The organism is Bradyrhizobium sp. AZCC 2289, from assembly GCF_036924615.1.
In the GTDB taxonomy this organism is placed as follows: Bacteria; Pseudomonadota; Alphaproteobacteria; order Rhizobiales; family Xanthobacteraceae; genus Bradyrhizobium.
In genome coordinates this window covers 7,936,012-7,959,209 of the sequence record NZ_JAZHRY010000001.1, presented here as the reverse complement: position 1 = coordinate 7,959,209, position 23,198 = coordinate 7,936,012, and the positions used below count along the sequence as shown (strand labels likewise).

Here is a 23,198-nt window from a genome sequence, read left to right as displayed (position 1 = left end):
CATGCATAAGCCCGTCGAAGGGTTCGGCTCAACCAATGCGCAAACCGAAAAGCCGCGGCTGCCGCTGTCGCGTTTCAAGGTCATCGACCTGACGCTGGCGCGCGCCGGCCCCTCCTGCGTGCGCACGCTGGCGGACTGGGGCGCCGACGTGATCCGGGTCGAGCCACCGCCGGAAGACGGCGACGCCGGCGAACTGGTCGGACGGCGCGACGGCTCGGACTTCCAGAACCTGCATCGCAACAAGCGCGCGATCACGCTGAACCTGAAGACCAACGAGGGCCGCGAGATCCTGATGCGGCTCGCCGAACAGGCCGACGTCATCGTCGAGAACATGCGGCCCGGCGTCACCAAGCGGCTCGGCGTCGATTTCGAATCGGTGAAGATGCGCAATCCGCGCATCGTCTACGGCAGCATTTCCGGCTTCGGCCAGTACGGCCCCTACACCGCGCGGCCCTCGATCGACCAGATCGCGCAGGGCATGAGCGGCATCATGTCGGTGACCGGCCTTCCCGGCCAGGGCCCGGTCCGCGCCGGCGTCGCCGTCACCGATATCATGGCCGGCGCATTCCTGGCCCAGGGCATCCTGATTGCGCTGCTCGACCGCGAAGTTTCAGGCGTTGGCCGCTGGGTACAGACCTCGCTGATCGAAGCCGGCATCACCCTGCTCGACTTCCAGGCCACGCGCTGGACCATGGACAAAAAGGTGCCGCCGCAGGAAGGCAACTACCATCCGACCAACGTGCCGATGGGGCTTTATCCCACGGCGGATTCCTTTCTCAATCTGGCCGCCACCAGCAACAAGAACTTTCAGCTGTTCTGCAAGCTGATCGGCCGCGAAAAAATGGCGACCGATCCGCGCTTCGCCTCCTCGGTGCTGCGCCGCCGCAACAAGGAAGCGCTCAACGAACTGATCGCCACAGCCTTGCGCGCAAAGACCAGCCGCGAATGGTTCGAGATGATGGTCGAGGCCGGCATTCCCTGCGGCCCGGTCTACAGCATCCGGGACGTCTTTTCCGACCCGCAGGTCGAGGCGCTGCGCATCAAGCGCCCGGTCACGCATCCCCGGCTCGGCGAACTCGACCTGATCGCACAGCCCTGCGAGATCACGGGATTCGATCGCGAGATCAGAACGGCGACGCCGGATCTCGGCGAGCATAATGACGAAATCTTGCAGTCGCTGGGCTATGATGCCGAGGCGATCGCAAAGCTGAAGGCGGCGCGGACGATTTGAGAGGCGTTCGGAAAACTCTCCACGTCGTCCCGGCCTTGCGCCGGGACCCATACGCCGCGGCCCTTCGATTGAGTGCTGCTGTGAGACATCTACTGCAACAACAGACTACCGGGGTTATGGGTCCCGGCCTTCGCCGGGACGACGCGCGGGGTTATCGCGCCCGTCTCACCTACAATGCCGCCAGCACCGCCTTCGCGATCTCCGCCGTGCCGTTGCTGCCGCCGAACTCCATCGGTTTGATGCCGTCGGCGTAGACCTTGTCGACCGCGCGCTCGATTCGTTCGCCGGCTTCGGCGGCGGCCTCGAGGCCGTGCTTGTCGGCGAGCCAGTCCAGCATCATTGCGGCGGAGAGGATCATGCCGGTCGGATTGGCCCTGCCCTGCCCCATGATATCGGGGGCGGTGCCGTGGCAGGGCTGGAACACGGCGTGACGGTCGCCGATATCGGCCGAGGGCGCCATGCCCATGCCGCCGATCAGGCCGGCGGTCATGTCGGAGAGGATGTCGCCGAACATGTTCTCCATCACCATCACGTCGAAATCCCAGGGACGCTTGACCAGCAGCGCCGCGCAGGCGTCGACATAGAGCCGGTCGGCCTTGACGTCGGGGTGGCGTTTGGCGGCGTCATCGAACATCTCGCGGAAGAACGCAAACGCCTTGAACACATTGGCCTTGTCGACGCAGGTCAGCCCGCCACCGACGCGCCCGCGCGCCTTGCGGCGTTCGGCGAGACGGAACGAAAACTCGAACAGCCGCTCGGAAGTCTTGCGGGTGATCACCAGCGTCTCGCGCGCTTCGGTATCGGTCACGACGCCCTTGCCCATCGAGGCGAACAGGCCTTCGGTGGATTCCCGGATCACGACCAGATCGATGCCGCGCTGGTCGGCGCCGACGATCGGGCTCGGCACGCCCGGAATCAGCCGCGCCGGGCGCACGCCGGCATACAAGTCGAAATGAAAGCGCAGTTCGACCTGCGGCATGATCTCGGTGTTATCGGGGTAGCGCACCGACGGAAGGCCGCAGGCGCCGAGCAGGATCGCATCCGCCTCATCGCACAGCCGCACCGTGCTCTCCGGCATCGACTTCCCGGTCTCGCGATAATTATCGGCGCCGGCGGCCGCGTCGGTGAAGCGGAATTTCAAATCGGTGGTCGCCTCGATCTTGCGCAACACGTCGAGCGCCGGCGCCATCACTTCGGGGCCGATGCCATCGCCGCCGAGCACGGCGATGTGGAGGGCGCTATTCGCGGACATCGGGAGTTCCCTAAATTGCGAGTGTCTGTGGCCTCATGGTTCGAGACGCGCGGCGATGCCGCGCTCCTCACCATGAGGGTGATAGACCTCATCCTGAGGAGCGCACCCTTGTGCGCGTCTCGAAGGATGAAGCCACCCTACCTGAAAAAGCACCTACGGCGTCAGCACCGCGCGGCCGACGAGTTTGCCCTGCTGCAGATCGACCAGCGCCTCATTGGCTTTCGACAGCGGCATCGTCGTCACCGGGATCGGCGCGATCTTCCTGGTGCGGACCAGATCGAGCAATTCCTGGGTCTCGCGGAGATTGCCGACATAGCTGCCCTGGATCGTGATCGCCTTGATCGGGATCAGCGGCAGCGCCCACGGCGCGCCGCCGCCGAACAGCCCGACGATCACGAGCTTGCCGCCCTTGGTCAGGCAGTCGAAACCGAGTTGCGCGGTCTGTGCGTTGCCGACGAGATCGATCACCGCGCGGATCGGGCCACCGGCCTTTTTCGCGAGTTGCTCCAGCGCGTCGGGCGCCTTGCCGTCGACGGTCGCGAGCGCGCCGGCGGCTTCTGCCGCCTCGCGCTTGCGCGCATCGATATCGACGACGATGGCGCCCTTGCCGCCCATCGCCTTCAGCAGCGACAGCGCCATCAGGCCGAGGCCGCCGGCGCCGAAGATCACGATCGGCGTATGGAAGACGGATTCGACCTTCTTCAGCGCGCTGTAGGTGGTGACGCCGGAACAGGCATAGGGCGCGGCGGTGACGGGATCGAGCCCCTTCAGATTGAGGAGATATTTTGGATGCGGCACCGTCATGTGATCGGCATAGCCGCCGTCGCAATAGACGCCGATCGAATTCGGTTTGACCACGCACATGTTCTCGTCGCCGCCAAGGCAGATCTCGCATTTGCCGCAACCGAGCCAGGGATAGACCAGCGCCACGTCGCCGACCTTGAGATCGCCCTTGTCTCGGGCCGCAACGTCAGGCCCGAACGCCAAAATCTCGCCGACGGACTCGTGCCCCATCGTGCGCGGCAGCGACACGCCGCGATCTTTCAGCGAGAGTGGCTTGCGGCCATGGCCGAGATCGTAGCCACCTTCCCAGATGTGCAGATCGCTGTGACAGACGCCGGCCGCCTTGACCTTGATCAGCACCTGCGTTCCCGATGGCTGCGGCGTCAGCTGATCCACTTCCTTCAAGGGGGCGTTGAAATCGGCAACCTGGAAACTCTTCATCGCTGCTCTCCCGGTATTATTGTTCTTGACGACGGACACTGCCACGTCCGTCCAACAGGCGCATCTGGTTATTCAGATCAGCGGATGATGGCAAGCCGCGAACTGGCCGGGCGCGACAGCGCGAAGTTCCGGCATCTCGCTGCTGCATCGCGCATCCGCGCGCGGGCAGCGGGTGCGAAAACGGCAACCGGAGGGCGGCGCAATCGGCGACGGCGGCTCGCCGACAGGCACGCTTTCGGCCGGGCGGACGTCCGGATCGGGCACCGGGATCGCCTCGATCAGCAGCGCGGTATAGGGATGCGCCGGATGGGCGAACAATTGCTCGGACGGCCCCACTTCGCAGAGGCGGCCGAGATACATCACCGCCACGCGGTCGCTGACCGCTTTCACCACGGCCAGATCGTGGGCGATGAACAGCAGCGTCAGCCCGTAGCGGGCCTTCATCTCTTCCAGCAGATTGAGGATCTGCGCACGGATCGAAACGTCCAGCGCCGAGACCGGCTCGTCGCAGATCACGAAGTCCGGATTGAGCACCAGCGCGCGCGCGATGCAGATGCGCTGGCACTGCCCGCCGGAAAATTCGTGCGGCAGGCGCCCGATCACAAGCTGGGGATCGAGGCCGACGGCGCTGAGCGCGTCGCAGACCCGCTGCCTGCGTTCGGCCGGATCCTTGACGCCGGCGATCACCAACGGTTCGGCGATGATGTCGCCGATCCGGCGCCGCGGATTGAGCGAGGCGATCGGGTCCTGAAAAATCAGCTGCACGCGCTGGCGCATCTTGCGCAAGGTGTCGCCGTGCATCGCCGTCAGATCCTGGCCGTCGAACAGCACCTTCCCCGACACCGCCTGGCGCAATTGCAGCACCGCGCGGCCGAGTGTGGATTTGCCGCAGCCGGATTCGCCGACCAGACCAAGCGTCTCGCCGCGCGCGACCTGCAGGCTGACACCGGACACCGCGTGGACGATCTTGCCGCCGACGCCATATTCGACGACGAGATTTTTCACGTCGAGAAGCGGATCGCTCGGGGCTGGCGGGGTGCCGTGCATCATGCGGAGGCCTCGGCCGCGGTCTCAACCGGATGGAAACAAGCGTACAGATGATCGCGCGATTCAGCTTCGCTGAGCGAAGGCTTCTCGGTCTGGCACCGCGCGTCCGCGTAACGGCAACGCGGCGCGAACGAGCAGCCGGGCAACGGCCGGGTCGGATCGGGCGGCCGTCCGGATATCGCCGGCAGCGGCGTATGCGGGGCGGCATCGATCTTCGGGATCGCCGCCAGCAGCGCCTCGGTGTAGGGCATCCGCATTTTCTTGAACAAGGCCGGCGTCGGCGCGCGCTCCACCACGCGGCCGGCATACATCACCGCTACCTCGTCGGTGCGGCCGGCAACGACGCCGAGGTCATGGGTGATCAGGATCATCGCCATGTGGCGGCGGCGTTGCTCCCGCGCCAGCAGATCGAGAATTTGCGCCTGGATGGTCACGTCGAGCGCGGTGGTCGGCTCGTCGGCGATCAAGAGCTTCGGTTCGCACGACAGCGCGATCGCGATCGCTACCCGCTGCCGCATGCCGCCCGAGAGCTGATGCGGGTATTGCATCAAGCGCTGTTCCGGCGCGGGAATGCCGACCGCCGCCAGCAGCTCGACGCTGCGTTGTCGCGCCGAGGCCATATCGAGCTCCAGATGCTCCTGCAGCGTCTCCATCAACTGGGTGCCGATGGTCAGCACCGGATTGAGCGACGTCATCGGATCCTGGAACACGACCGCCAGCGACCGGCCGCGCAGCTTTCGAAGTCTTTCGGGCGCAAGCCGCACCAGATCCTGGCCGTCGAACATCACGCGGCCGGAGAGTTTTGCTTTTTTCGGCAACAGCTGCAGCACCGCCCGCGACAGCATGGTCTTGCCGCAGCCGGATTCGCCGACGACCCCGAGCGTCCGCCCGGCCCCGACCGTGAGGTCGACACGGTCGACCGCGCGCAGATTACCGCGCGGTGTCGGCAAATCGACCGACACGTCCTCGATCGAAAGCAGCGCGCCCTCGCTCACAGCGCGCCCTGCCGGGGATCGGTAAGCGCCCGCAAGGTGTCGCCGACCAGATTGAAGGACAGCACGGTCAGGAACATCGCAATCGCCGGCAGGAAGGCGAGCCGCGGCGCCACATCGAGACTCTCGCGCCCCTCCCCGATCATGCTGCCCCAGCTTGAGATCGGCGGCGGCACGCCGAGGCCGAGGAAAGACAGCGAGCCTTCGACCACGATGAAGACGGCAACGCCAAGCAGGAAGAAAGCCAGCAGCGGCAGCAGGACATTGGGCAGCAACTCACGCAGCAGGATGCGCGCATGGGTGGCGCCGAGCGCCTGCGCCGCAATCACGAATTCGCGCCGCGCCAGCGTGAGCGTCGAGGCGCGCGCGACACGCATGAAGGCGGGAACGCCGAGCACACCGAGAATCAAGGTCAGGTTGAGGATCGATTGCCCGAGAAAGGCGGTGACGGCGAGCGCCAGGATCAGCGGCGGGAACGCCAGCAGCACATCCATGCTGCCGACGACATAGGTTTCGAAGCGGCCACGGAAATAGCCCGCGAGTATGCCGAGCGCACCACCGATCGTGAGCCCGATGATCGGCGCGCAGAGGCCGACCACCAGCGATATCCGCGCGCCATGAATCAGCCGGGACAGTTCGTCGCGCCCGAGCCCGTCGGTACCCAGCCAGTGCGCAAACGAGAACGGCGCCCGCCGCTCCAGCATGTCCATGTCGGTCGGGCTCGGCAGCGGCAGCACGTCGGCCAATATCGCCACTGCAAACACGAAGGTCATCCAGCCGATCGCCATCCAGAACAGCGGACCTAGCCGGCGCGCGCGCGGCGCTGCTGCGGCGGTGACATCTTCCTCGAGCGAGAGTTCAAGCGTGGCCATGACGAATCCTGGGATCGAGGACGGCGTAGAGCAGGTCGACGATGAAGTTCATCAGCACGAAGCCCGCGGCGACCAGCAGCACCACGCCCTGCAGGATGATGAGGTCGCGGGTATTGATCGCGCCGACCAGAAGCCGGCCGATCCCCGGCAGTGCAAAGATGGTTTCGACGATGACTGCGCCGCCGATCAATCGCCCGATATTGATTCCGGTGATCGTAATGAGCGTCAGCGACGAGGGTTTCAGCGCGTGCACGAACAGGATACGCGACGCGGTCAATCCCTTGGCCTTGGCCAGCGCGATGTAGTCCTCCTGCAGTGTCGCGATCATGTCGGAACGCAGCACGCGCATGATCCCCGGCCATTCGGCCAGCGCCAGCGTCAGCGCCGGCAACACGAAGAAGCGCAAATTGCCGGTCGGATCTTCCGTGAAGGGCACGTAGCCGGTCGCCGGCAGCCAGCGCAGTTCGACCGCGAACAAATAGATCAGCAGGATCGCCGACAGGAAGGTCGGCACCGACAGCATGCCGAACGCGCTGCCGGTCATGAAGCGGTCGAAAGCGCCGCCGCTGCGCGCCGCGCAGACGATGGCCAAGGGAACGCCGATGGCAAGCCCCATGATCTCGGCCAGCAGCATCAGTTCGAGCGAAACCGGCAGCCGCTCGGTCACCGCCTGCAGCACGGTCTGTCCGGTCCGGAAGGATCGTCCGAAGTCGCCCTGCAGGATATGGCCGAGCCAGCTGACGTAGCGCCACAACACCGGTTGATCGAGCCCCATGTCATGGCGCAGCGCCTCAACCTTTTCCGGCGTCGCCTGATCGCCCAGGATCACGTAAGCGAGGTCGCCCGGCAAGAGCGACGCGATCAGAAATGTCAGCAGCGATACGGCGACCAGGACCGGGACCAGATACAGCAGCCTTCGGGCGACAAAGAACAGCATCGACGGTTATTCCAGCCAGGTGTCGGATACGTCGATCACCCCGTGATAGATCTTGGGCAGGCCCTTCAGCTTGGACGTCGAGATCGCGTAATAGGTGTTCTGGAACGACCAGAACCAGATCGCCTGCTTGTTGACGAGCCGGCTGATCGCGCAATAGTCCTCAGTGCGCTTGTCGATCTCCGCCGTGGTCCGGGCATGCTCCAGCAACTGGTCGAGTTCGGGATTGGAATAATTGGCCAGCGCGACCGGGCTGCCGGTGTGGAAGTTCGCATACATCTGCGGATCGGGATCGGCGAGGTCGACGATCCGCCACGGCGTCAGCTGGAACTGGCGCATGAAGGCGCGCGGCACGACGGTGGCCTGGTCGATCTGTTCGATTTCCATACTGGCGCCGGCCTGCTTCCAGAACTGCTGCAGGACCTGGCCGATGGTGCGCCCGCGAGGGGTCGCGGTCACGATCATCTTGAACTCGACCGGCTTGCCGTAATCCTTGATCAGCGCCTTGGCCTTTTCGACATCGTAGGGCAGCGCGCCGTCATCCTTGCACTTCACCCACGAACCGTCGCCGTAGGGATTGCTGGCGGGTCTCGCGAGCCCGTTGGTGATCGCCTGCGACATCTTCTTGCGATCGATTGCCATCACCAGCGCCTGGCGCACGCCGACATCGTCGAACGGCGGGGTCTTGGTGTTGAAGGCATAAACCTGGGCGCCGGAGCCGGCATAGGTATGCACCGTCATCTTCGAGTCTTTTTGCGCCTTCTGGATGTTGTCGGCGTCGTATTCATCGTCCCAGACGATATCCGCCTCGCCCGATTGCAGGCTCGCGAAGCGCGACTGCGCGTCCGGCAGCGGCTTCAGCACGATCCGGTCGAGATAGGGATGGCCCTTGTTCCAGTAGTCCGGATTCTTTTCCAGAACCATGCGGTCGCCGGCGGTCCAGGATTTCAGAATGTAGGGACCGGTACCCACGGGGTTGCGATTGTAGTCGTCGCCCTTGGTCTTCCATGCCGTCGGCGAATGGATGACGTTGTTGGAGCTTTGGATGGTCAGGATCGCCGGAAAGTTCACCGCTGGATCGGTCAGATTGTAGACCAGCGTGGATTCGTCGGGTGCCTGCACGTCGTGAATGCCGGCGATGTAGAAGGCGCAGCGGCACTTGTTGGCGGGATCCTTCTGGCGGTCGAAATTGGCTTTCGCCGCTTCGGCGTTGAACGGCGTGCCGTCATGAAACTTGACGCCCTGACGGAGTTTGAAAGTCCAGGTCTTGTAATCGTCCGAATGGGTCCAGGAGAGCGCGAGCTTCGGCACCGGCTGGCCCTTGTCGTCGAGCCCGACCAGCGTATCGAAAATGGCGGCGGCCGCGGTTTCCGCCGAGGTATCGTAGACGCCGACCTTCAACGGATCGAAGCCGGGGATGTCGAGTTCGAGGCCGACCGTGATGCTGCCGCCCTGCTTCTGGGCACTGGCCGGCCCTGCGCACAGCGCGACGCCAAATCCCGCCACAAGAAATAATCCCGCAAGCGCGTTCGAACCGATCGCCGCCTTCATTCGTGCTCCCTCCAGAATGCATCCGTCCGGTATTCCGGATCGTTGGATGACGGCGGCAGATTGGCTGGAATCGCAGTCTGCGGCAAGGCCGTTGGCGGGTCGCGTACGAAAGGCCGCAGGGGCGAGCCTTCGTTCCGATTGAATCGCAACGAAAGTTCTACCTGTTGTGTTGTCGCGTTTCCTGGCTTAGCCGCGTGCCGCCATCGACGGCTTGCCCGCGAAGCCCGCGATTTCGTCCTCGGACAGGCCGGTCTCCTTGAGGAAGGCCACCGTATGTTCGCCGAGCGTCGACATCCGCCTGGCCGCCGATACCGTGGCGCCCGACATGCGGAACGGCAAATTGAGGACCTTGAAAGTCCCTCCGCCGTCCTCGACCTCGGCCAACGCACCGCGATGGGCGATCTGCGGATCGCGCAAGGCCTCGCTTACCGTGCGATAGGCCGAGGAGGGAACGCCGTGATCGTTGAGCGCGACGAGGCATTTTTCGGTCGTCACCGCGCGCGACCATACCTCCACGCCGTCCATCAGGCTTCCCCAGTGTTCGCGGCGATCGGCATATTTCGCAAAGCGCGGATCGGACACCCATTCCGGATGACCGATCACCTGCATCAGGCTCTGGAAGGTTTTTTCGCTGGCGATGGCGACCATCACATATCCGTCCGACGTTTCGATCGGGCCGAACATCGGCCGCTGCGTCGCCTTCACTTCGAATTGCGACCATTGCAGTTCGTTCAAGGTCAGGCTGAGCATCGATTCCAGCATCGACACGTCGATGTGCTGGCCCTTCCCGCTCCCGGCGCGCTGGTACAACGCCGCCGAAATGGCGCCGAAGGCATAGACGCCGGTGAGGACGTCGGCGTGATAGATGCCGCAATAGTCCGGCCGGCTGCGTCCGGGCTGGTAGGCCAGATGGGCCATTTCATAGCCCGAGGCGGCGTGAATCACGGGCGCATAGGCCGGCAGTTCCGCCGACGGCCCGGTCTGGCCGTATCCGGAGATCGAGCAGTAGATCAGTTTCGGATTGAACTCCCCGAGCGATGCATAATCGAGCTTCAATCGCCGCATCACGCCCGGCCGAAAATTCTCGACCAGCACGTCCGCGCCCGCAACCAGCCGGCGCACGACCTCAATCCCCCTGGGCGATTTCAGATCGAGCACCACGCTCTTCTTGCCGACATTGAGCTGGCCGAACGTGGTGCTGCAGCTGTCGCGCAGCGGCGGGCGGGTTCGCATCGTCTCGCCTTCGGCGGTTTCGATCTTGATGACCTCCGCGCCCATGTCGGCGAGCATCCGCGTGCAATGAGGTCCGGCAATCGTGGTCGAAAAGTCGAGGACGCGCAGGCCTGCGAAGCTCTTTGTCAAATTACACTCATCGTTCCCGGCTATCGTCATTCCAAGGCTCCCTCGACCGCGCGTCTTTTTTCTTTCGTTTTCCGGTGCGGCGTGACCCTAGGTTGCGCCGACCCGACAGGGAAGCGTTCCCCTCTTGAAAGGCCTGCCCGACGCTCAGATGTGAGTCAAAAGAAAATTGGACCCATTCTTGCATAACCCTTGTCAGGGTTGGAACGAGGGCGTTTTTTGAAGGTCCTGTTTGTCACCACGGAGATGGACGATTTCGTCCGCGTAGGCGGTCTTGCCGCCGTTTCCGCGGCCCTGCCCCGGGCACTGCGGCCCTGGGGCGATATCAGGATCATGCTGCCCGGCTATCGGGACGTCGTCGAACAGTTCACCCATATTGAAATCGTTGGGCAATGCGCGCCTTTGGCGGAAATGCCGGCCTGCTCGCTCGGGCGGGCATCGACCCGGGATGGGCTGCCGGTTTACGTCCTGCTGTGCCCCCAATTGTACGACCGTCCGGGCAACCCCTACGGCGATGAAACGGGCCGCGACTGGCCCGATAACGATATCCGCTTCGGAAGACTAGCGTCCGCCGCAGCCGAACTCGCCGCGGGCACTTTGGACAAGAATTGGGCAGCGGACCTGGTCCACGCCAATGACTGGCAGGCCGCACTCACGCCGGCCTACCTCACATGGAAGGGCGCGCGGATCCCGTCCATTCTGACCATCCACAATCTGGCCTATCAGGGGATATTCCCCAAGGAGTCGCTGCGGCGGATCGGTGCGCCAGAGAGTTCCTTCCATATCAATGGCGTCGAGTTTTACGACAAATTGTCGTTTCTCAAAGGTGGCCTCGTCTATGCCTCGCACTTGACTACCGTCAGTGCGACCTATGCCAGGGAGATCACGACGCAGGAACTCGGCTGCGGGCTCGAAGGCCTCCTCCGCGTCCGCTCCGATGCCGACCAGCTGACGGGGATATTGAACGGCATCGACGAAAGCTGGGATCCCAGGTTCTGCGCGCAACTGGCGCAGCCGTTTGGCGCCGGCGACTGGAACGGCAAACAGGCCAACGCGGATTACGTCCGCAAGCAGTTTGGACTGGCGGTATCCCGCGGTCCGATCTTCGGCCTCGTCGCGCGTCTGGTTCATCAGAAGGGCGTCGATCTCGTATTGCAGTCCGCCGACGAGATCATCGAGGCCGGCGGACAGATTATCGTCACCGGAAGCGGCGAGCCCGAGATCGAGCAGGCGCTGGTCGATGCGCATCGCCGCAGGCCGGATGCGATCGGGGTCACGATCGGTTTCAACGACGGCCAGGCGCGGCGGATTTTCGCGGGCAGCGATTTCACGCTGATGCCGTCGCGGTTCGAGCCGTGCGGGTTGAGCCAGATGTATGCGCAGCGGTTCGGATCGCTGCCGATCGGTCACCAGACCGGCGGGTTGGCCGAGACCATCAAGGACGGCGAAACCGCGATTTTTGTTCGCGCAACCGTCGGCCGAATCCTTCCTCGGCGGCATCCGCCGTGCGTTCGAGACGTTCATGGCAAAGGATCGCCTCGACTCCATGCGCCGCAGCGCGATGGCGCGGTCGTTCAGCTGGGATCTTTCGGCCGCCTATTACAGCGCGCTGTATCGCAAGACGTTGGGCACCGCTTGAGCCCCGCTCACTCCGCCGCCTCCGGCATGGTCTCCATCTGCTCGTGAAGAATGACGCCCGCGAGCGGATCGAATTCGCCGACCCACGGCCTGCGCTCGAGCACGGCTCTGGTATGGCGATAGCCGGCGTCCCAGCGCTGCGTGATGCCGGACGGGCTGAAGTCGACGTCCTTGGTGTGGTTCTCGCGATCGAGCTGCGGGGCCAGTAGCCGCACCACGTGCATCCGCGTCGGGCAGCCGTAGCTCGCCAGTTCCCGCACCGCTTCGCTTTGGCGTTCGGCCTCCGGTAGCCGTCCGGAGAGCTGGTTGATGACGTGGCGCAGGCGATGCGCCTGCTCCTGACGCGCGATTTGGCTGGCGATCCGGCTCGAATACTGCACGTCCTTGTGCCGGTTCAGCACTTCCGCCATCGTGGTCGGCTCCGCGCCGGACGGATTCCACAAATGCACGGCGAAGATCAGCGAATTCTTGCGCGGGTTGTCGTCGAACACGGCTTCGGTCGGCGTGTTCGACAGGATGCCGCCGTCCCAATACAACTCTCCATCGATGCGCACGGCGGGAAATGCCGGCGGCAGCGCGCCCGACGCCATGATGTGCTTGACACCCAGTTCGCCGTCGCGGCTGTCGAAATACCGCATCTGGCTGGTGCGGACGTGGGCGGCGCCGACAGTCAGGCGCGGCGTGCAGCGGTTGACCAGATCGAAATCGACCAGCTCGGCCAGCGTCCGCTCCAGCGGCGAGGTCGAATAATAGCCGGCCTGGTCGGCGCCGAGCGGATAGCTGTCGCCGGCATGCGCCAGCGGGTTCGGCCTGAAGAAGCCGGGAATGCCGTTGGTCACCGTCGACCAGTAGGACAGCTTTTCGTTGAAACCGGGAAATATGTCGCGAAAATTCCAGATCGGATTCTGCTCCATCTTCTTCCAGAATTCCCGCAACCGCGGCAGCCGGTTTTGCGGCGAATTGCCTGCGATCAGGCTGGCATTGATGGCGCCGATCGAGGTGCCGATGATCCAGTCCGGCTCGATGCCGGCCTCATGCAGCGCCTGATAGACGCCGGCCTGGTAGGAGCCGAGCGCGCCGCCGCCCTGCAGCACCAGCACGACCTGACCCGGTTCGGACCTGCCCAGCGGGCTCACATTCGGCGAAGTGCAGTTGTCCTGAACGTCATTCATGTCACGCTCCCCTTGGATATCTCGCACGCTCCCAGAGGTTCGCGCGCGATCCCGTCTTGTTACCTCAGCCGTTCACATTTCAGTGTGCGGTCCAGCCGCCATCGACCGGCAGCGCGATGCCGGTGATCGACGCCGCCGCGTCGCTGGCAAGAAACACCGTGAGCGCGCCCGTCGCGGTTCGAGCCGTGCGGGTTGAGCCAGATGTATGCGCAGCGGTTCGGATCGCTGCCGATCGGTCACCAGACCGACGGGTTGGCCGAGACCATCAAGGACAGCGAAACCGGATTTCTGTTCGCGCAACCGTCGGCCGAATCCTTCCTCGGCGGCATCCGCCGCGCCTTCGAGACGTTCATGGCAAAGGACCGCCTCGACTCCATGCGCCGCAGCGCGATGGCGCGGTTGGGACCTTTCGGCGGCCTATCACAGCGCGCTGTATCGGAAGACCGTCGGCGCCTAGCTAGGCGGGCTTGAACACCTCTTCTTTCGTCGGCCGCGTTTCCGGCATGATGAGCCAGATCATCGCAAGACCCAGTGCGGCGACGGCCGCAAGGCCGATGAAAGCCGTGTTGCTGCCGAGCTTGTCGCTAACGTAGCCGGCGAGCACGGTGCTGAACGATGCCCCGATGCCGATCGCGGTGCCGACGATGCCCTGCGCAAGGTTGAAGTGACCGCTGCCGAAGGCAATGTCGGCCACGATCAGCGGCACCATGACGCTGAACACCGCGGCGGTGATGCCGTCGAACACCTGCACGGCGACCAGCAAATAAGGGTCCTTCACGATCGCAAACAGCAAACCGCGGATCGCCAGCGCCGCGAACGCCAGCAGCAGCAGCGGCCGCCTGCCCCACGCCTGCGCCTTGCGTCCGACCGATGGCGAGGTCAGCGCCACGATCGCCTGCGGCACGATGATGCAGGCCGCGATCAAAACCGGCGCCCACTGGCTCGATCTCGACGTGACCACGCCCGCCATCAGCGGCAGCATCGCGGCGTTGGCGAGCTGGAAAAGCAGCATGCTGGCGGCAAAGATCAATAGCGGGCGCTGACGCACGAGATGGAACACGCTGGTCGCCTCGGCGTCAGGCTTGTCGCGCACGACCTCGCCATGGCATTGCGCGACGTCGATCTCCCGCTCGCGGATCCGCCCCAGCGCCAGCAGCGTCGGTATCGCAAGGATGAAGGTGACGAGGAATACCGATCGGCTCGACAGCAGATAGCCGCACGCCCCCATCAGCGCCGCCGCCGAGCCGTTGCCCAGCGACGCAAAGCGGGCATTTCGCCCGAGCCGTTCGCCGATCGCGAGCGGTCCGACCAGGCCAAGGCTGATCGCGGCTATCGCGGGACCGAGCACGCAGCTCGCGAGTGCATGCAGCGTCGCGGCCGCCGCCACCACGGGAAAGATCGGCCACACCGCGTAGGCCAGCGCGCTGGTGCCGATGGTGGCGACCGCAAGGCCTGCCATCAGCCGTTCGGAACGCGCGGCATCGACGATCGCTCCGCCCGGCATCTGCCCGATCAGGCCGATGATGCCGCCGATCGACAGCACAAAGCCGATCTCGACCTGGGTCCATTTCTGCGTGGTCAGATAGACCGCAACGAAGGGGCCGAAACCGGTCTGCACGTCCGCCAGAAAGAAGATGAACCAGTCAAGCCCGTGCTGGCTTTCGCGCGATGGCTGCGGCCGGGGGGCGAGCGGCGGCTCCGGAGGAAGCGGCACAAACTTATCGCGGCCGGCCGATCGCTTGCGACGATCGTCGTCTATCCGATCCAGCGAGGGGGACGGATGCGCGACCAGATCATTCTCCATCAGTGATCAAATTCCCAGGGGTGCAGACTACCCGCCGCGCCAAGCACAATAAGTGGCGTGTCTTCCTTATATTCCGGAGCCGCCGTTACCTGCTCCTTGGTCAACTCGAGTGTGATGCTGTCGCTCTTGTTGGCAACGCTACCGAAGTGAAGCGCGTTCCAGTCGACGACGATTTTTCGGCTGCCGACGCCGAGGAAGCCGCCGAAATCGATCACGGCGGCGCGTACCGTGCCTTCGCGATCCACGATTACGTCGACGATGCGCCCCATGTCCTCGTTGGCGGCGCTGCGGACCTCGCGGCCGAGGATGCCGTGTGCATCGCGGGCGCCGATCACCGTGACCGATGGCGGCGGCGCAGGTTCTTTCGCAGCCCCCTGTGGCGCGGCTTTGCTCGCCGGTGGTGAGCCGGAATCATCCGCCGCCCGGGCGGCGGCGAATACCGCAAGAGCCCCCGCGACCAACACCATCAATATCCTTGCCCGCATGTGGCTCTCCCTTGACGCCGGAAGCACTATCGCGCGCACAAACACCTATTGCGTCAGCACGATCGACACCTGAATCTGGCCGCGCGTGCGCAACACCTCGAGCGAGACGTCCTCGCCGTGGCGGCGGACCCGCAAATCGACGCTCGACGGCCCAAGCTGCAGGTCGCGCAACACTACCTCATTGAGGAATTCGGGCAGACGCGGATTGCGCAGGCGGATCTCGCCGCGCGCGGCGTCGAATTCGAGACCGAGGGCGGCCTCCAGCAGGCTGAAGGGCGTGGCGCTGGCCCAGGCCTGCGGCGCGCAGGCGACCGGATAGAGCACCGGCCCGCGCCGCCGCTCGCGCCGGAACCCGCAGAACAGTTCGGGCAGCCGCCGAAGGTCCATGTAGCTCGCGGCGTCGAACAGGCCTTTGAACAGCTGCGCCACCGAATGCTTCAGGCCGTAGCGCGCGAAGCCGAGCGCGATCAGCGCATTGTCGTGCGGCCAGATCGATCCGTCGTGATAGGACATCGGATTGTAGCGCGCTTCGCCAAGCGCAACCGTGCGGATGCCCCATCCCGAAAAGAATTTCTGGCTCATCAGATCGGCGGCGACCAGGCGGGCGCGGTCTTTCCGCACCACGCCGGTGAACAGGAGCTGCCCGGCGTTGGAGGTCCGCACCCTGCACGACTGCTTCGTGCCATCGAGCGCCAGCGCGTAGGTGCCGAGCCCCTCGCACCAGAACGCCTCCTCGAAACGCTCGGCGAGAAGCAAGGCTTCCGATTCCAGCCTGGCAGAAATGTCGGTCATGCCGAGGCGGCGAGCGCATCGCGCCGCCAGCCGCTTGCCGGCGAACACATAGCCCTGCACTTCCGCCAGCGCGATGTAGCCTTCCGCCAGTTGCCCATTGGCGTGAAATATCGCGTCGAAGGAATCCTTCCAGCCCTGATTGGCCAGCCCCTGCTCGGTGGCGCGTTGATATTCAACAAAACCGTCCTGGTCGGGATCGCCGGGACCGTCGATCCACCGCAACGCTGCCTCGATCGCAGGCCACAATTCGGCCAGCGTTTCCTCGTCGCCGGTGCGTTCGACATAGAGCCCGGCCAGCAGCACGAATAGCGGCGTCGAATCGACGCTGCCGTAATATTGCGCGAACGGCACCTCGCGCAGCGCCGCCATCTCGCCGCCGCGCATCTCGTGCAGAATCTTTCCGGGCTCGGCGTCGTTAAGCGGATCCGTGGCCTTGGCCTGGAAGAAGGCTAGCCGCTTGAGCACGCCCTTGGCGATACGCGGATCGACCCACAGCATCTGCAGCGCCGTGATCAGGCCGTCGCGGCCGAACGTCGTGGAGTACCAGGGAATGCCGGCATAGGGATAGCGGCCCTGCGGGGTTTCCGTCATCAGCATGTTGAGGTCGGCCATCGCCTGGCACAGCACCTCGTTGAAGATGCTGTTCGAGGTCTCGATGCTGGCCGCACCTGCAGTCAAGCATCGCATCTCGCGGCGGTGCGCCAGCAGGCCGCGGAAGAACGGCACCGGCTTTTGCATGATCGACCTGTTGCAGGACACGGCGATGAAAAGCGACGTGGCCTGTTGCGGCGCCAGATCGAAATGATAGGTCGCGGCATTGACCGAAAGCCGCGTCGGCCGCGGCTCAAAATGCAGCGCGGTGATCCGCGACTGGGCGTCCAGCCCGCTATATTCCAGCACGACATCGGTCGGACCCAGCAGCTTGCTCGAGCCGATGCCGCGGCGCGGGCGGCGTTCGCCGCGGACCTCGAACAAGTCGGCAAAGTCATTGTCGAACAACAATGTCAGGTCGAAACTCGCCGGCCGGTCGCCGTGATTTTGCAGACCGATCCGCTGATAGGCGGTGCCGCGCCACAGGAAGATCGTGCGCACGATGTGCAGCGTATCCTTCTGCAACACCAGCCGGCCGTTGCGGTACACGTCGGAATTGGTGAGGTCGATACTCAGCGCCGAATTGTCGTCGCGCAGGTTGGAGCCGAGCAGCAACGGCTGGACTTCATCCAGCACCATTTCAAGCCGGGCGAGGTAACGGGTGTCGGCATTGAACAGCCCGTCGGGCCCGCCGGCGGAAGCACCGATATCGCCGTGGCTGTCGAGCACGATAAAGGTGTCGTCATGCTTGAGCGAGCACCGCGGCCTCGCCGCGGGCCCCGTCATCGGGATGTAGAACGGGGATTCGGATACCTGCTCGACGGAACGGGTGGTCATGAATTGCGTGATGACTTCGGCTGCCATTTGGACCTCGAGCAGTTTTCTCGCCTTGCAATGGAAGCACCGGGACGCAAAACACTACTGCCGCGGCATCAGGCCGCATGGGTTGCGAGGCGGCCCATTTCGCGCGCGACCAATTCGCGGTAGGGGCCCTTTCCCTGCAACAGAATATCCGGCGGCCCGTCCTCGATGATGCGGCCGCCCTGCAGCATCACCACGCGATCGAAATTGCGCAGCGTCGCCAGACGATGGGCGATCGCGACGACGGTTCGTCCGCGCATCAGGCGGGACAGCGACTCGCGGATCGCCTCTTCCGATTCGCTGTCGAGCGCTGCGGTAGCCTCATCGAGCAGCAGAATCGGCGCGTCCTTCAGGAAGGCGCGGGCAATGGCGATACGCTGGCGCTGCCCGCCCGACACCTTGATACCACGATCGCCGACGATGGTCGCCATGCCCTCGGGCAAGGTTTCGATGAAATCGCAGCGCGCCGCGATCGCCGCGCGCAGCACCTCGTTGTCAGTCGCGTTCGGCCGGCCGTAGCGGATATTTTCCATGATCGAGCGGTGGAACAGCGAGATATCCTGCGGCACCACCGAGATCGCTTCGCGCAGGCTTTGCTGCGTGACCTTTGCGATGTCCTGGCCGTCGATCGTGATGCTGCCGTGGTGGACGTCGTAGAAGCGCTGCAGCAGCGTGAACAGGCTGGATTTGCCGCCGCCGGACTGGCCCACCAATCCGACCCTTTGCCCGGGCTGGATGCGCAGGCTGAATTTTTCGAACACCTGAACCCCGCCGGGATAGCGGAACGTGACGTTATTGAAGGCAATGGCGGCACCGCTCTTGACCAGCGGCTCGGCTTCCGGATGGTCGCGCAGTTCGTGCGGCAGCAACAAGGTGGCGATCGCCTCGGTCAGGCGAGCGACGTGCTGGGTGACGTCGACAAGGGCTACCGCAAGGTCGCGGGTCGCGCTCAGGATCGAAAGTCCGAGCGTGCAGACCAGCACCACATCGCCGGTCGTGGCCGCGCCGCGCTCCCACAGCGTGACGGCCCAGGCCAGCAGCGCAATGGTCAGGACGACGGTGACGGCGGCATGGGTCAGCCGCAGCTTTTCGAGATAGCGCAGGCTGCGCCCGCGGGCGTCGAGTTCCCGGTTCACGGTCGCGTCGAACCGGTCGTGCTCGTAGCTGAGCCCGCAGAACGCCCGCACCAGCGGCATATTGTTGATGACATCGACCATTTCGCCGTCGACCGCGGCCGCCTTGTCGGCAAAATCATCGTGCAGCGGCTTGCCGGCGGCCGCCATACGGAACATTGCCAGCACCATGGTTCCCGCGACGACGATCAGCCCCGCCGACATCGGCAGGCTTACGGTTCCAATCAGGGCAATCGCCGAGACCGTGGCGATGCATGGCGGCAACACGTTCCACACGAACATGTTTTCGACCGTGAAGATCGCGTTCGAGGTCGCGGTAATACGGCTGGTCAGCATTCCCGGCAGCCGGTCGGAGAAGTAGCTCGGCGCGTGACCGGTCAGATGACGGAACATTTCGCGCCGCAAATCTCCGGTGACGCCGACGAACGTGAAGCTCGCCGTCCAGCTCGCGATCCGCCACAAAAAATTATCGGCCGCGATCAGCGACATGAGGAAAACGAATGCCAGCCATACGCCCCCTGCGTGCGACGGTCCCGCAGTCAGGCTGTCGACCAGATTCTTGACGCCGTATTGCGTGCCTACCGAGCAAGCAACCGCCGCAACGACGGCGGACAAGATGACCGCATGCGATGCGAGACGGCGGCGCAGATAGCGCAACACAAATCGAAAGGGACGGTGCGCATATCCGGAAAGATTGTCCATAAGTTCTGCAAACCTGTTGAGGGTGAACGGGAATTCTTACGACAGGGTCCCGCGCACGATTACGTGAAGAACGGCGATTTTAGTGTCGCGGCACACGGCCATCACTGCGCAACAATTTTGCAGCATCAGCAGCAACCAGAATTTGTTCGCACGAGATGGCATCAGCAAGACGACAGTGTGGACGAAGGAAGAAGCGTCAAACGCACAAAGGGAACTTCGCAAACGCGAGAACGTTCCCGTATTGGCATGCCGGTGCCAACCGGAGGGTGGGGCTTTTGTTCATCTATCATCACAGGAGACGAAAAGATGCGCATCGCGCAGGTTGCCCCGCTGACGGAGGCTGTTCCCCCCAAACTGTACGGCGGCACCGAACGGGTCGTGCACTGGCTGACCGAAGAACTGGTGGCGTTGGGACACGACGTCACCCTGTTCGCCAGCGGCGATTCGCGGACGTCAGCGAAACTTGACGCGACATGGCCGAAGGCGCTCCGCCTCGACGGCGCGGTGCGCGATCCCAACGCGCTGCACATGGTGATGCTGGAACGCGTTCGCCAAAAATGTGACGACGAGGAATTCGATTTCCTGCACTTTCATCTCGACTATTATCCGTTCTCCCTGTTCTTCCGGCAGCCGACGCCGTTCCTGACCACACTGCATGGCAGGCTCGACCTGCCGGAGCACCAGCCGGTGTTCACGACCTTCGCAAAAGTTCCCGTGATTTCGATTTCCAACGCGCAGCGGCGGCCGGTGCCGCAGGCCAATTGGGTGCAGACCATCCATCATGGCCTGCCGGAGAAGTTGCTGACGCCGCAGCCGGTGAAGCCGTCCTATCTCGCGGTGCTCGGCCGCATCGCGCCGGAAAAGGGCGTGGACCGCGCCATCAAGATCGCGACCCGCTGCGGCCTGCCGCTGAAGATCGCCGCCAAGGTCGACCGCGCCGATCAGGAATATTACGACGAGCTGATTTGCCCGCTGATCACGGGCAATCCACTGGTCGAATATATCGGCGAGATCAGCGATCGCGAAAAACCCGACTTCCTGAGCGGCGCGATCGCGCTGTTGGTGCCGATCGACTGGCCGGAACCGTTCGGCCTGGTCATGATCGAAGCGATGGCCTGCGGTACGCCCGTCATTGCCTATAATCGCGGATCGGTGCCGGAAATCATCGACGACGGATTGACCGGTTTTGTGGTCGAGGACGAAACCAGCGCGGTCGCTTCGGTCGGCCGGCTCTCCGGCCTCGACCGGATGGCCATTCGCCGGCAATTCGAGAAGCGTTTCACCGCACGGCGCATGGCGCTGGATTATCTCGCCGCCTATCGCGGCCTGATGGAAGCCGCCAAGCCGCGGATCAAGCTGGTGAGCAGCGCTGAGTAGTTCGGCTCAGTTCAAGGCGCGGGCGCCAGATCGGCTTTGCCGAAGCGGCGCTCGTAAGCCTTGATATAGGCTTCCGGCGAGGGTTTCAGGTGACGCCTCGTCAGCGCCACCAGATCGTTGCGCCGCGACGCGCGAAGCGCCTTGATCATATCGAGGTGGTCGCGGCGGGCGCCATCGAGCGATTCCGGAAATGCATTCGCATAAGAGCGGATACCGTAGACCTTCCGGGCCAGCAGATCGATGGTTTCGATCAGGCAGGCATTGCCGCAGAGACCGAACAGAGCCTGGTGAAAACTGAGATTGCTGTAAAACACGCTCAGCAGGTCACCCGCGGCGATGGCGGCGGCATGCTGGCGCTGCAGTTGCTCCAGCCGCTCGATATCCTTGTTGCCGACGGGAAACGGAATGATGCGGACCGCCATCACTTCCAGCTCTTCGCGTACCGCGTAAATTTCCTTCACCTCCAGCGGGGTCAGGCCACGAACCAGCGCGCCGCGATTTGGGATGCGCTCCACCAGACCTTTCTTTTCGAGCTCGAACAGCGCCAGCCGCACGTCACCGCGATGGGTCTGGAACAGGTCGGAAAGATCCTGCTCGATCAGCCGCTCTTTCGGCTGGCGCCGCCCCAGCACGATGTCCTCCTCGAGGCGTTTGGCAATCATGATGGCGGCGGGCCCGCGCGCCGGCGATGCCGCAACCGGCCGGGATTTGGCCGGGCTCGAGATAGCGCGTTTGGATGGTTTTCCGACCATAATTTCCCCGGTGTGGCGGGCAGGCCCCGCCCGGCGCGACCAACGGCATCACACGCACCGCGCCTTCAATCATATAATAATATTGAAAACTATATTGTAAACAATTTTGAATGGGGCTACGATCCCCAAAATGCCGGCGGACAGCATGCTGTACCGTCGCCAGCACAGGGGGAACGGCATGAAAAAAGATCGCAAGGCTGTCGGCAATAACGGCGAGTTGAAACAGACAGTGTCGAAGCGGCAAAACCGCCGCCAGTTTCTGGTCAAGACCGGCGGCATTCTCGCTGCCGGCGCCTTCGGCGCAGTGCCGCTGCGCGGCTGGGCGGCCGATCCCATCAATATCGGTGCGCTCTATCCGACCACCGGCAGCATGGCACAGATCGGGGTGGGATGTGTTGCCGCCGCCAAACTCGCGATCGAAATGATCAACGAGGCCGGCGGCATCAAGTCGCTCGGCGGCGCCAAGCTCAACCTGATCCTTTCCGACGTGCAGAGCGATACGACGGTAACGCGCACCGAAACCGACCGGTTGATCACCGGCAACAAGCTGTCGGCAGTCCACGGCTGCTTCGCCAGCGCGCTGACCCTGATCGCAAGCGAAGTATGCGAGCGCGCAAAGGTTCCGATCATCACCGGCTCCAGCTCCGACCAGCTCAACAAGGGCCGCAACTATACGTTCACGCCGTTCGCCCGCGCCTCGCAATTTGCCAGGGCGCAATTGCAAATGGCGAAACTGGTCGGCGACAAGCCGAAAGTGGCCGTGATCTTCGAGAACACCGCGTTCGGCACCTCGACGTCGAACGGCCTGAAGGAACTGGCGCCGGGCGAAGGCGTCGAAATCGTCATGTTCGAACCTTACTCGGCCGGCTTCACCGACGCCTCACCGCTGATCAACAAGGTCAAGGCTTCCGGGGCGAACGCGCTGTTCTCGGTCTCCTATCTGAACGACCTCATCCTGATCGTGCGTACCGTCAAGCAGGTCGGCCTCAACGTCGCCATCAACGGCGGCTCGGGCGGGTTCGTGATTCCGGATTTCTACAAGAACGTCGGCAAGCTCGCCGAGGGTCTGCAGGGCGTGGCGCACTGGAACCATGACATGAGCGACGACGCGCAGAAGGTGAACGCCGAATACAAGAAGCGCACCGGCGAATTCCTGTTCGAATATGCCGGCGGCCTGGTCGCGCAGACCTTCATGCTGGCCGACGCACTGGAGCGCGCCGCCTCCGCCGATCCGCAGAAGGTTCGCGAAGCCCTGTCCACGCTCGATGTGTCAAAGGGCTACGCCGCGATGGCGCCCGGCGGCAAGGTGAAGTTCGGCCCCGACGGCAAGAACGTCTACGGCCATCCGGTGGGGGTGCAGTGGCAGAACGCCGATCTCGCCAGCGTCTTCCCGGACGAAGACAAGCGCGCGCAGCTGATGAAAACCTGA

The 23,198-nt window shown here is 64.0% G+C and carries 17 protein-coding genes and 3 pseudogenes; 5 read left to right on the top strand and 15 right to left on the bottom strand.

Features of this window, described 5'->3' with window-relative positions:
- Position 1 precedes the first annotated feature (1 nt).
- A complete protein-coding gene (locus V1289_RS37550) occupies positions 2-1,231 on the top strand; it encodes a CaiB/BaiF CoA transferase family protein (protein WP_334403863.1) in 1,230 nt (409 codons plus the stop codon).
- A 169-nt stretch (positions 1,232-1,400) separates the two neighbouring features.
- On the opposite strand, the gene V1289_RS37545 is transcribed toward V1289_RS37550, so the two are convergent.
- From V1289_RS37545 to V1289_RS37510, 8 genes are all read right to left on the bottom strand, one after another.
- Positions 1,401-2,483, bottom strand: a complete 1,083-nt coding sequence (locus V1289_RS37545) for an isocitrate/isopropylmalate dehydrogenase family protein (protein ID WP_334403861.1) — start codon at positions 2,481-2,483, stop codon at positions 1,401-1,403.
- A 153-nt stretch (positions 2,484-2,636) separates the two neighbouring features.
- Positions 2,637-3,707 carry an alcohol dehydrogenase gene (locus V1289_RS37540; protein ID WP_334403859.1) on the bottom strand — a complete coding sequence of 357 codons (1,071 nt, stop codon included), beginning with the start codon at positions 3,705-3,707 and terminating at the stop codon, positions 2,637-2,639.
- 72 nt (positions 3,708-3,779) lie between these two features.
- Entirely contained in the window at positions 3,780-4,757 is a 978-nt protein-coding gene (locus tag V1289_RS37535; protein ID WP_334403857.1) for an ABC transporter ATP-binding protein, read from the bottom strand.
- Positions 4,754-5,749 carry an ABC transporter ATP-binding protein gene (locus V1289_RS37530; RefSeq protein WP_334403855.1) on the bottom strand — a complete coding sequence of 332 codons (996 nt, stop codon included), beginning with the start codon at positions 5,747-5,749 and terminating at the stop codon, positions 4,754-4,756. The genes V1289_RS37535 and V1289_RS37530 overlap by 4 nt, the downstream gene beginning before the upstream one ends.
- Positions 5,746-6,618 carry an ABC transporter permease gene (locus tag V1289_RS37525; protein WP_334403854.1) on the bottom strand — a complete coding sequence of 291 codons (873 nt, stop codon included), beginning with the start codon at positions 6,616-6,618 and terminating at the stop codon, positions 5,746-5,748. Before V1289_RS37525 ends, V1289_RS37530 begins: the two co-directional genes overlap by 4 nt.
- On the bottom strand, positions 6,605-7,555 hold the full coding sequence (locus tag V1289_RS37520) for an ABC transporter permease (RefSeq protein ID WP_334403852.1): 951 nt from the start codon (positions 7,553-7,555) through the stop codon (positions 6,605-6,607). Before V1289_RS37520 ends, V1289_RS37525 begins: the two co-directional genes overlap by 14 nt.
- A gap of 6 nt (positions 7,556-7,561) precedes the next feature.
- The gene (locus V1289_RS37515; RefSeq protein ID WP_334403850.1) at positions 7,562-9,103 is read right to left on the bottom strand and encodes an ABC transporter substrate-binding protein; all 1,542 of its coding nucleotides are present in this window, start codon (positions 9,101-9,103) and stop codon (positions 7,562-7,564) included.
- Positions 9,104-9,289: 186 nt separating this feature from the next.
- Positions 9,290-10,495 carry a CaiB/BaiF CoA transferase family protein gene (locus V1289_RS37510; protein WP_334403849.1) on the bottom strand — a complete coding sequence of 402 codons (1,206 nt, stop codon included), beginning with the start codon at positions 10,493-10,495 and terminating at the stop codon, positions 9,290-9,292.
- A 213-nt stretch (positions 10,496-10,708) separates the two neighbouring features.
- Here V1289_RS37510 and glgA point away from each other — a divergent pair.
- Positions 10,709-12,101: pseudogene (gene glgA / locus V1289_RS37505) on the top strand (glycogen synthase GlgA).
- Between the two features lie 7 nt (positions 12,102-12,108).
- Here the strand turns inward: glgA and V1289_RS37500 are convergent.
- Together V1289_RS37500 and V1289_RS37495 are read right to left on the bottom strand one after the other, a co-directional pair.
- Positions 12,109-13,272: a patatin-like phospholipase family protein gene (locus V1289_RS37500; RefSeq protein ID WP_334403847.1), complete on the bottom strand. Its 1,164-nt coding sequence runs from the start codon at positions 13,270-13,272 to the stop codon at positions 12,109-12,111.
- 79 nt (positions 13,273-13,351) lie between these two features.
- Positions 13,352-13,441 (bottom strand): annotated as a pseudogene (locus tag V1289_RS37495) (3-hydroxybutyrate dehydrogenase); the annotation flags it as partial.
- Between V1289_RS37495 and V1289_RS37490 the strand changes: the two are divergent.
- Positions 13,441-13,729 (top strand): annotated as a pseudogene (locus V1289_RS37490) (glycosyltransferase); the annotation flags it as partial. The pseudogenes V1289_RS37495 and V1289_RS37490 sit on opposite strands and share 1 nt — an antisense overlap.
- Here V1289_RS37490 and V1289_RS37485 read toward each other — a convergent pair.
- The 4 genes from V1289_RS37485 to V1289_RS37470 all read right to left on the bottom strand — a co-directional run bounded on the left by V1289_RS37485 (position 13,730) and on the right by V1289_RS37470 (position 19,640).
- Positions 13,730-15,076 carry an MFS transporter gene (locus V1289_RS37485; protein WP_334403845.1) on the bottom strand — a complete coding sequence of 449 codons (1,347 nt, stop codon included), beginning with the start codon at positions 15,074-15,076 and terminating at the stop codon, positions 13,730-13,732.
- Positions 15,076-15,561 carry a PRC-barrel domain-containing protein gene (locus V1289_RS37480; protein WP_334403844.1) on the bottom strand — a complete coding sequence of 162 codons (486 nt, stop codon included), beginning with the start codon at positions 15,559-15,561 and terminating at the stop codon, positions 15,076-15,078. Before V1289_RS37480 ends, V1289_RS37485 begins: the two co-directional genes overlap by 1 nt.
- Positions 15,562-15,606: 45 nt before the next feature.
- Positions 15,607-17,808, bottom strand: a complete 2,202-nt coding sequence (locus V1289_RS37475; RefSeq protein WP_334403842.1) for an amylo-alpha-1,6-glucosidase — start codon at positions 17,806-17,808, stop codon at positions 15,607-15,609.
- A gap of 68 nt (positions 17,809-17,876) precedes the next feature.
- Positions 17,877-19,640, bottom strand: a complete 1,764-nt coding sequence (locus tag V1289_RS37470) for an ABC transporter ATP-binding protein (protein WP_334403840.1) — start codon at positions 19,638-19,640, stop codon at positions 17,877-17,879.
- A 306-nt stretch (positions 19,641-19,946) separates the two neighbouring features.
- Between V1289_RS37470 and V1289_RS37465 the strand changes: the two genes are divergently transcribed.
- Complete coding sequence (locus V1289_RS37465) at positions 19,947-21,017, top strand: glycosyltransferase family 4 protein (RefSeq protein WP_334403838.1); 1,071 nt, start codon at positions 19,947-19,949, stop codon at positions 21,015-21,017.
- A gap of 11 nt (positions 21,018-21,028) precedes the next feature.
- Here V1289_RS37465 and V1289_RS37460 read toward each other — a convergent pair whose 3' ends face one another.
- The gene (locus V1289_RS37460; RefSeq protein WP_334403836.1) at positions 21,029-21,769 is read right to left on the bottom strand and encodes a GntR family transcriptional regulator; all 741 of its coding nucleotides are present in this window, start codon (positions 21,767-21,769) and stop codon (positions 21,029-21,031) included.
- Positions 21,770-21,947: 178 nt separating this feature from the next.
- Between V1289_RS37460 and V1289_RS37455 the strand changes: the two genes are divergently transcribed.
- Complete coding sequence (locus V1289_RS37455; RefSeq protein ID WP_334403834.1) at positions 21,948-23,198, top strand: ABC transporter substrate-binding protein; 1,251 nt, start codon at positions 21,948-21,950, stop codon at positions 23,196-23,198.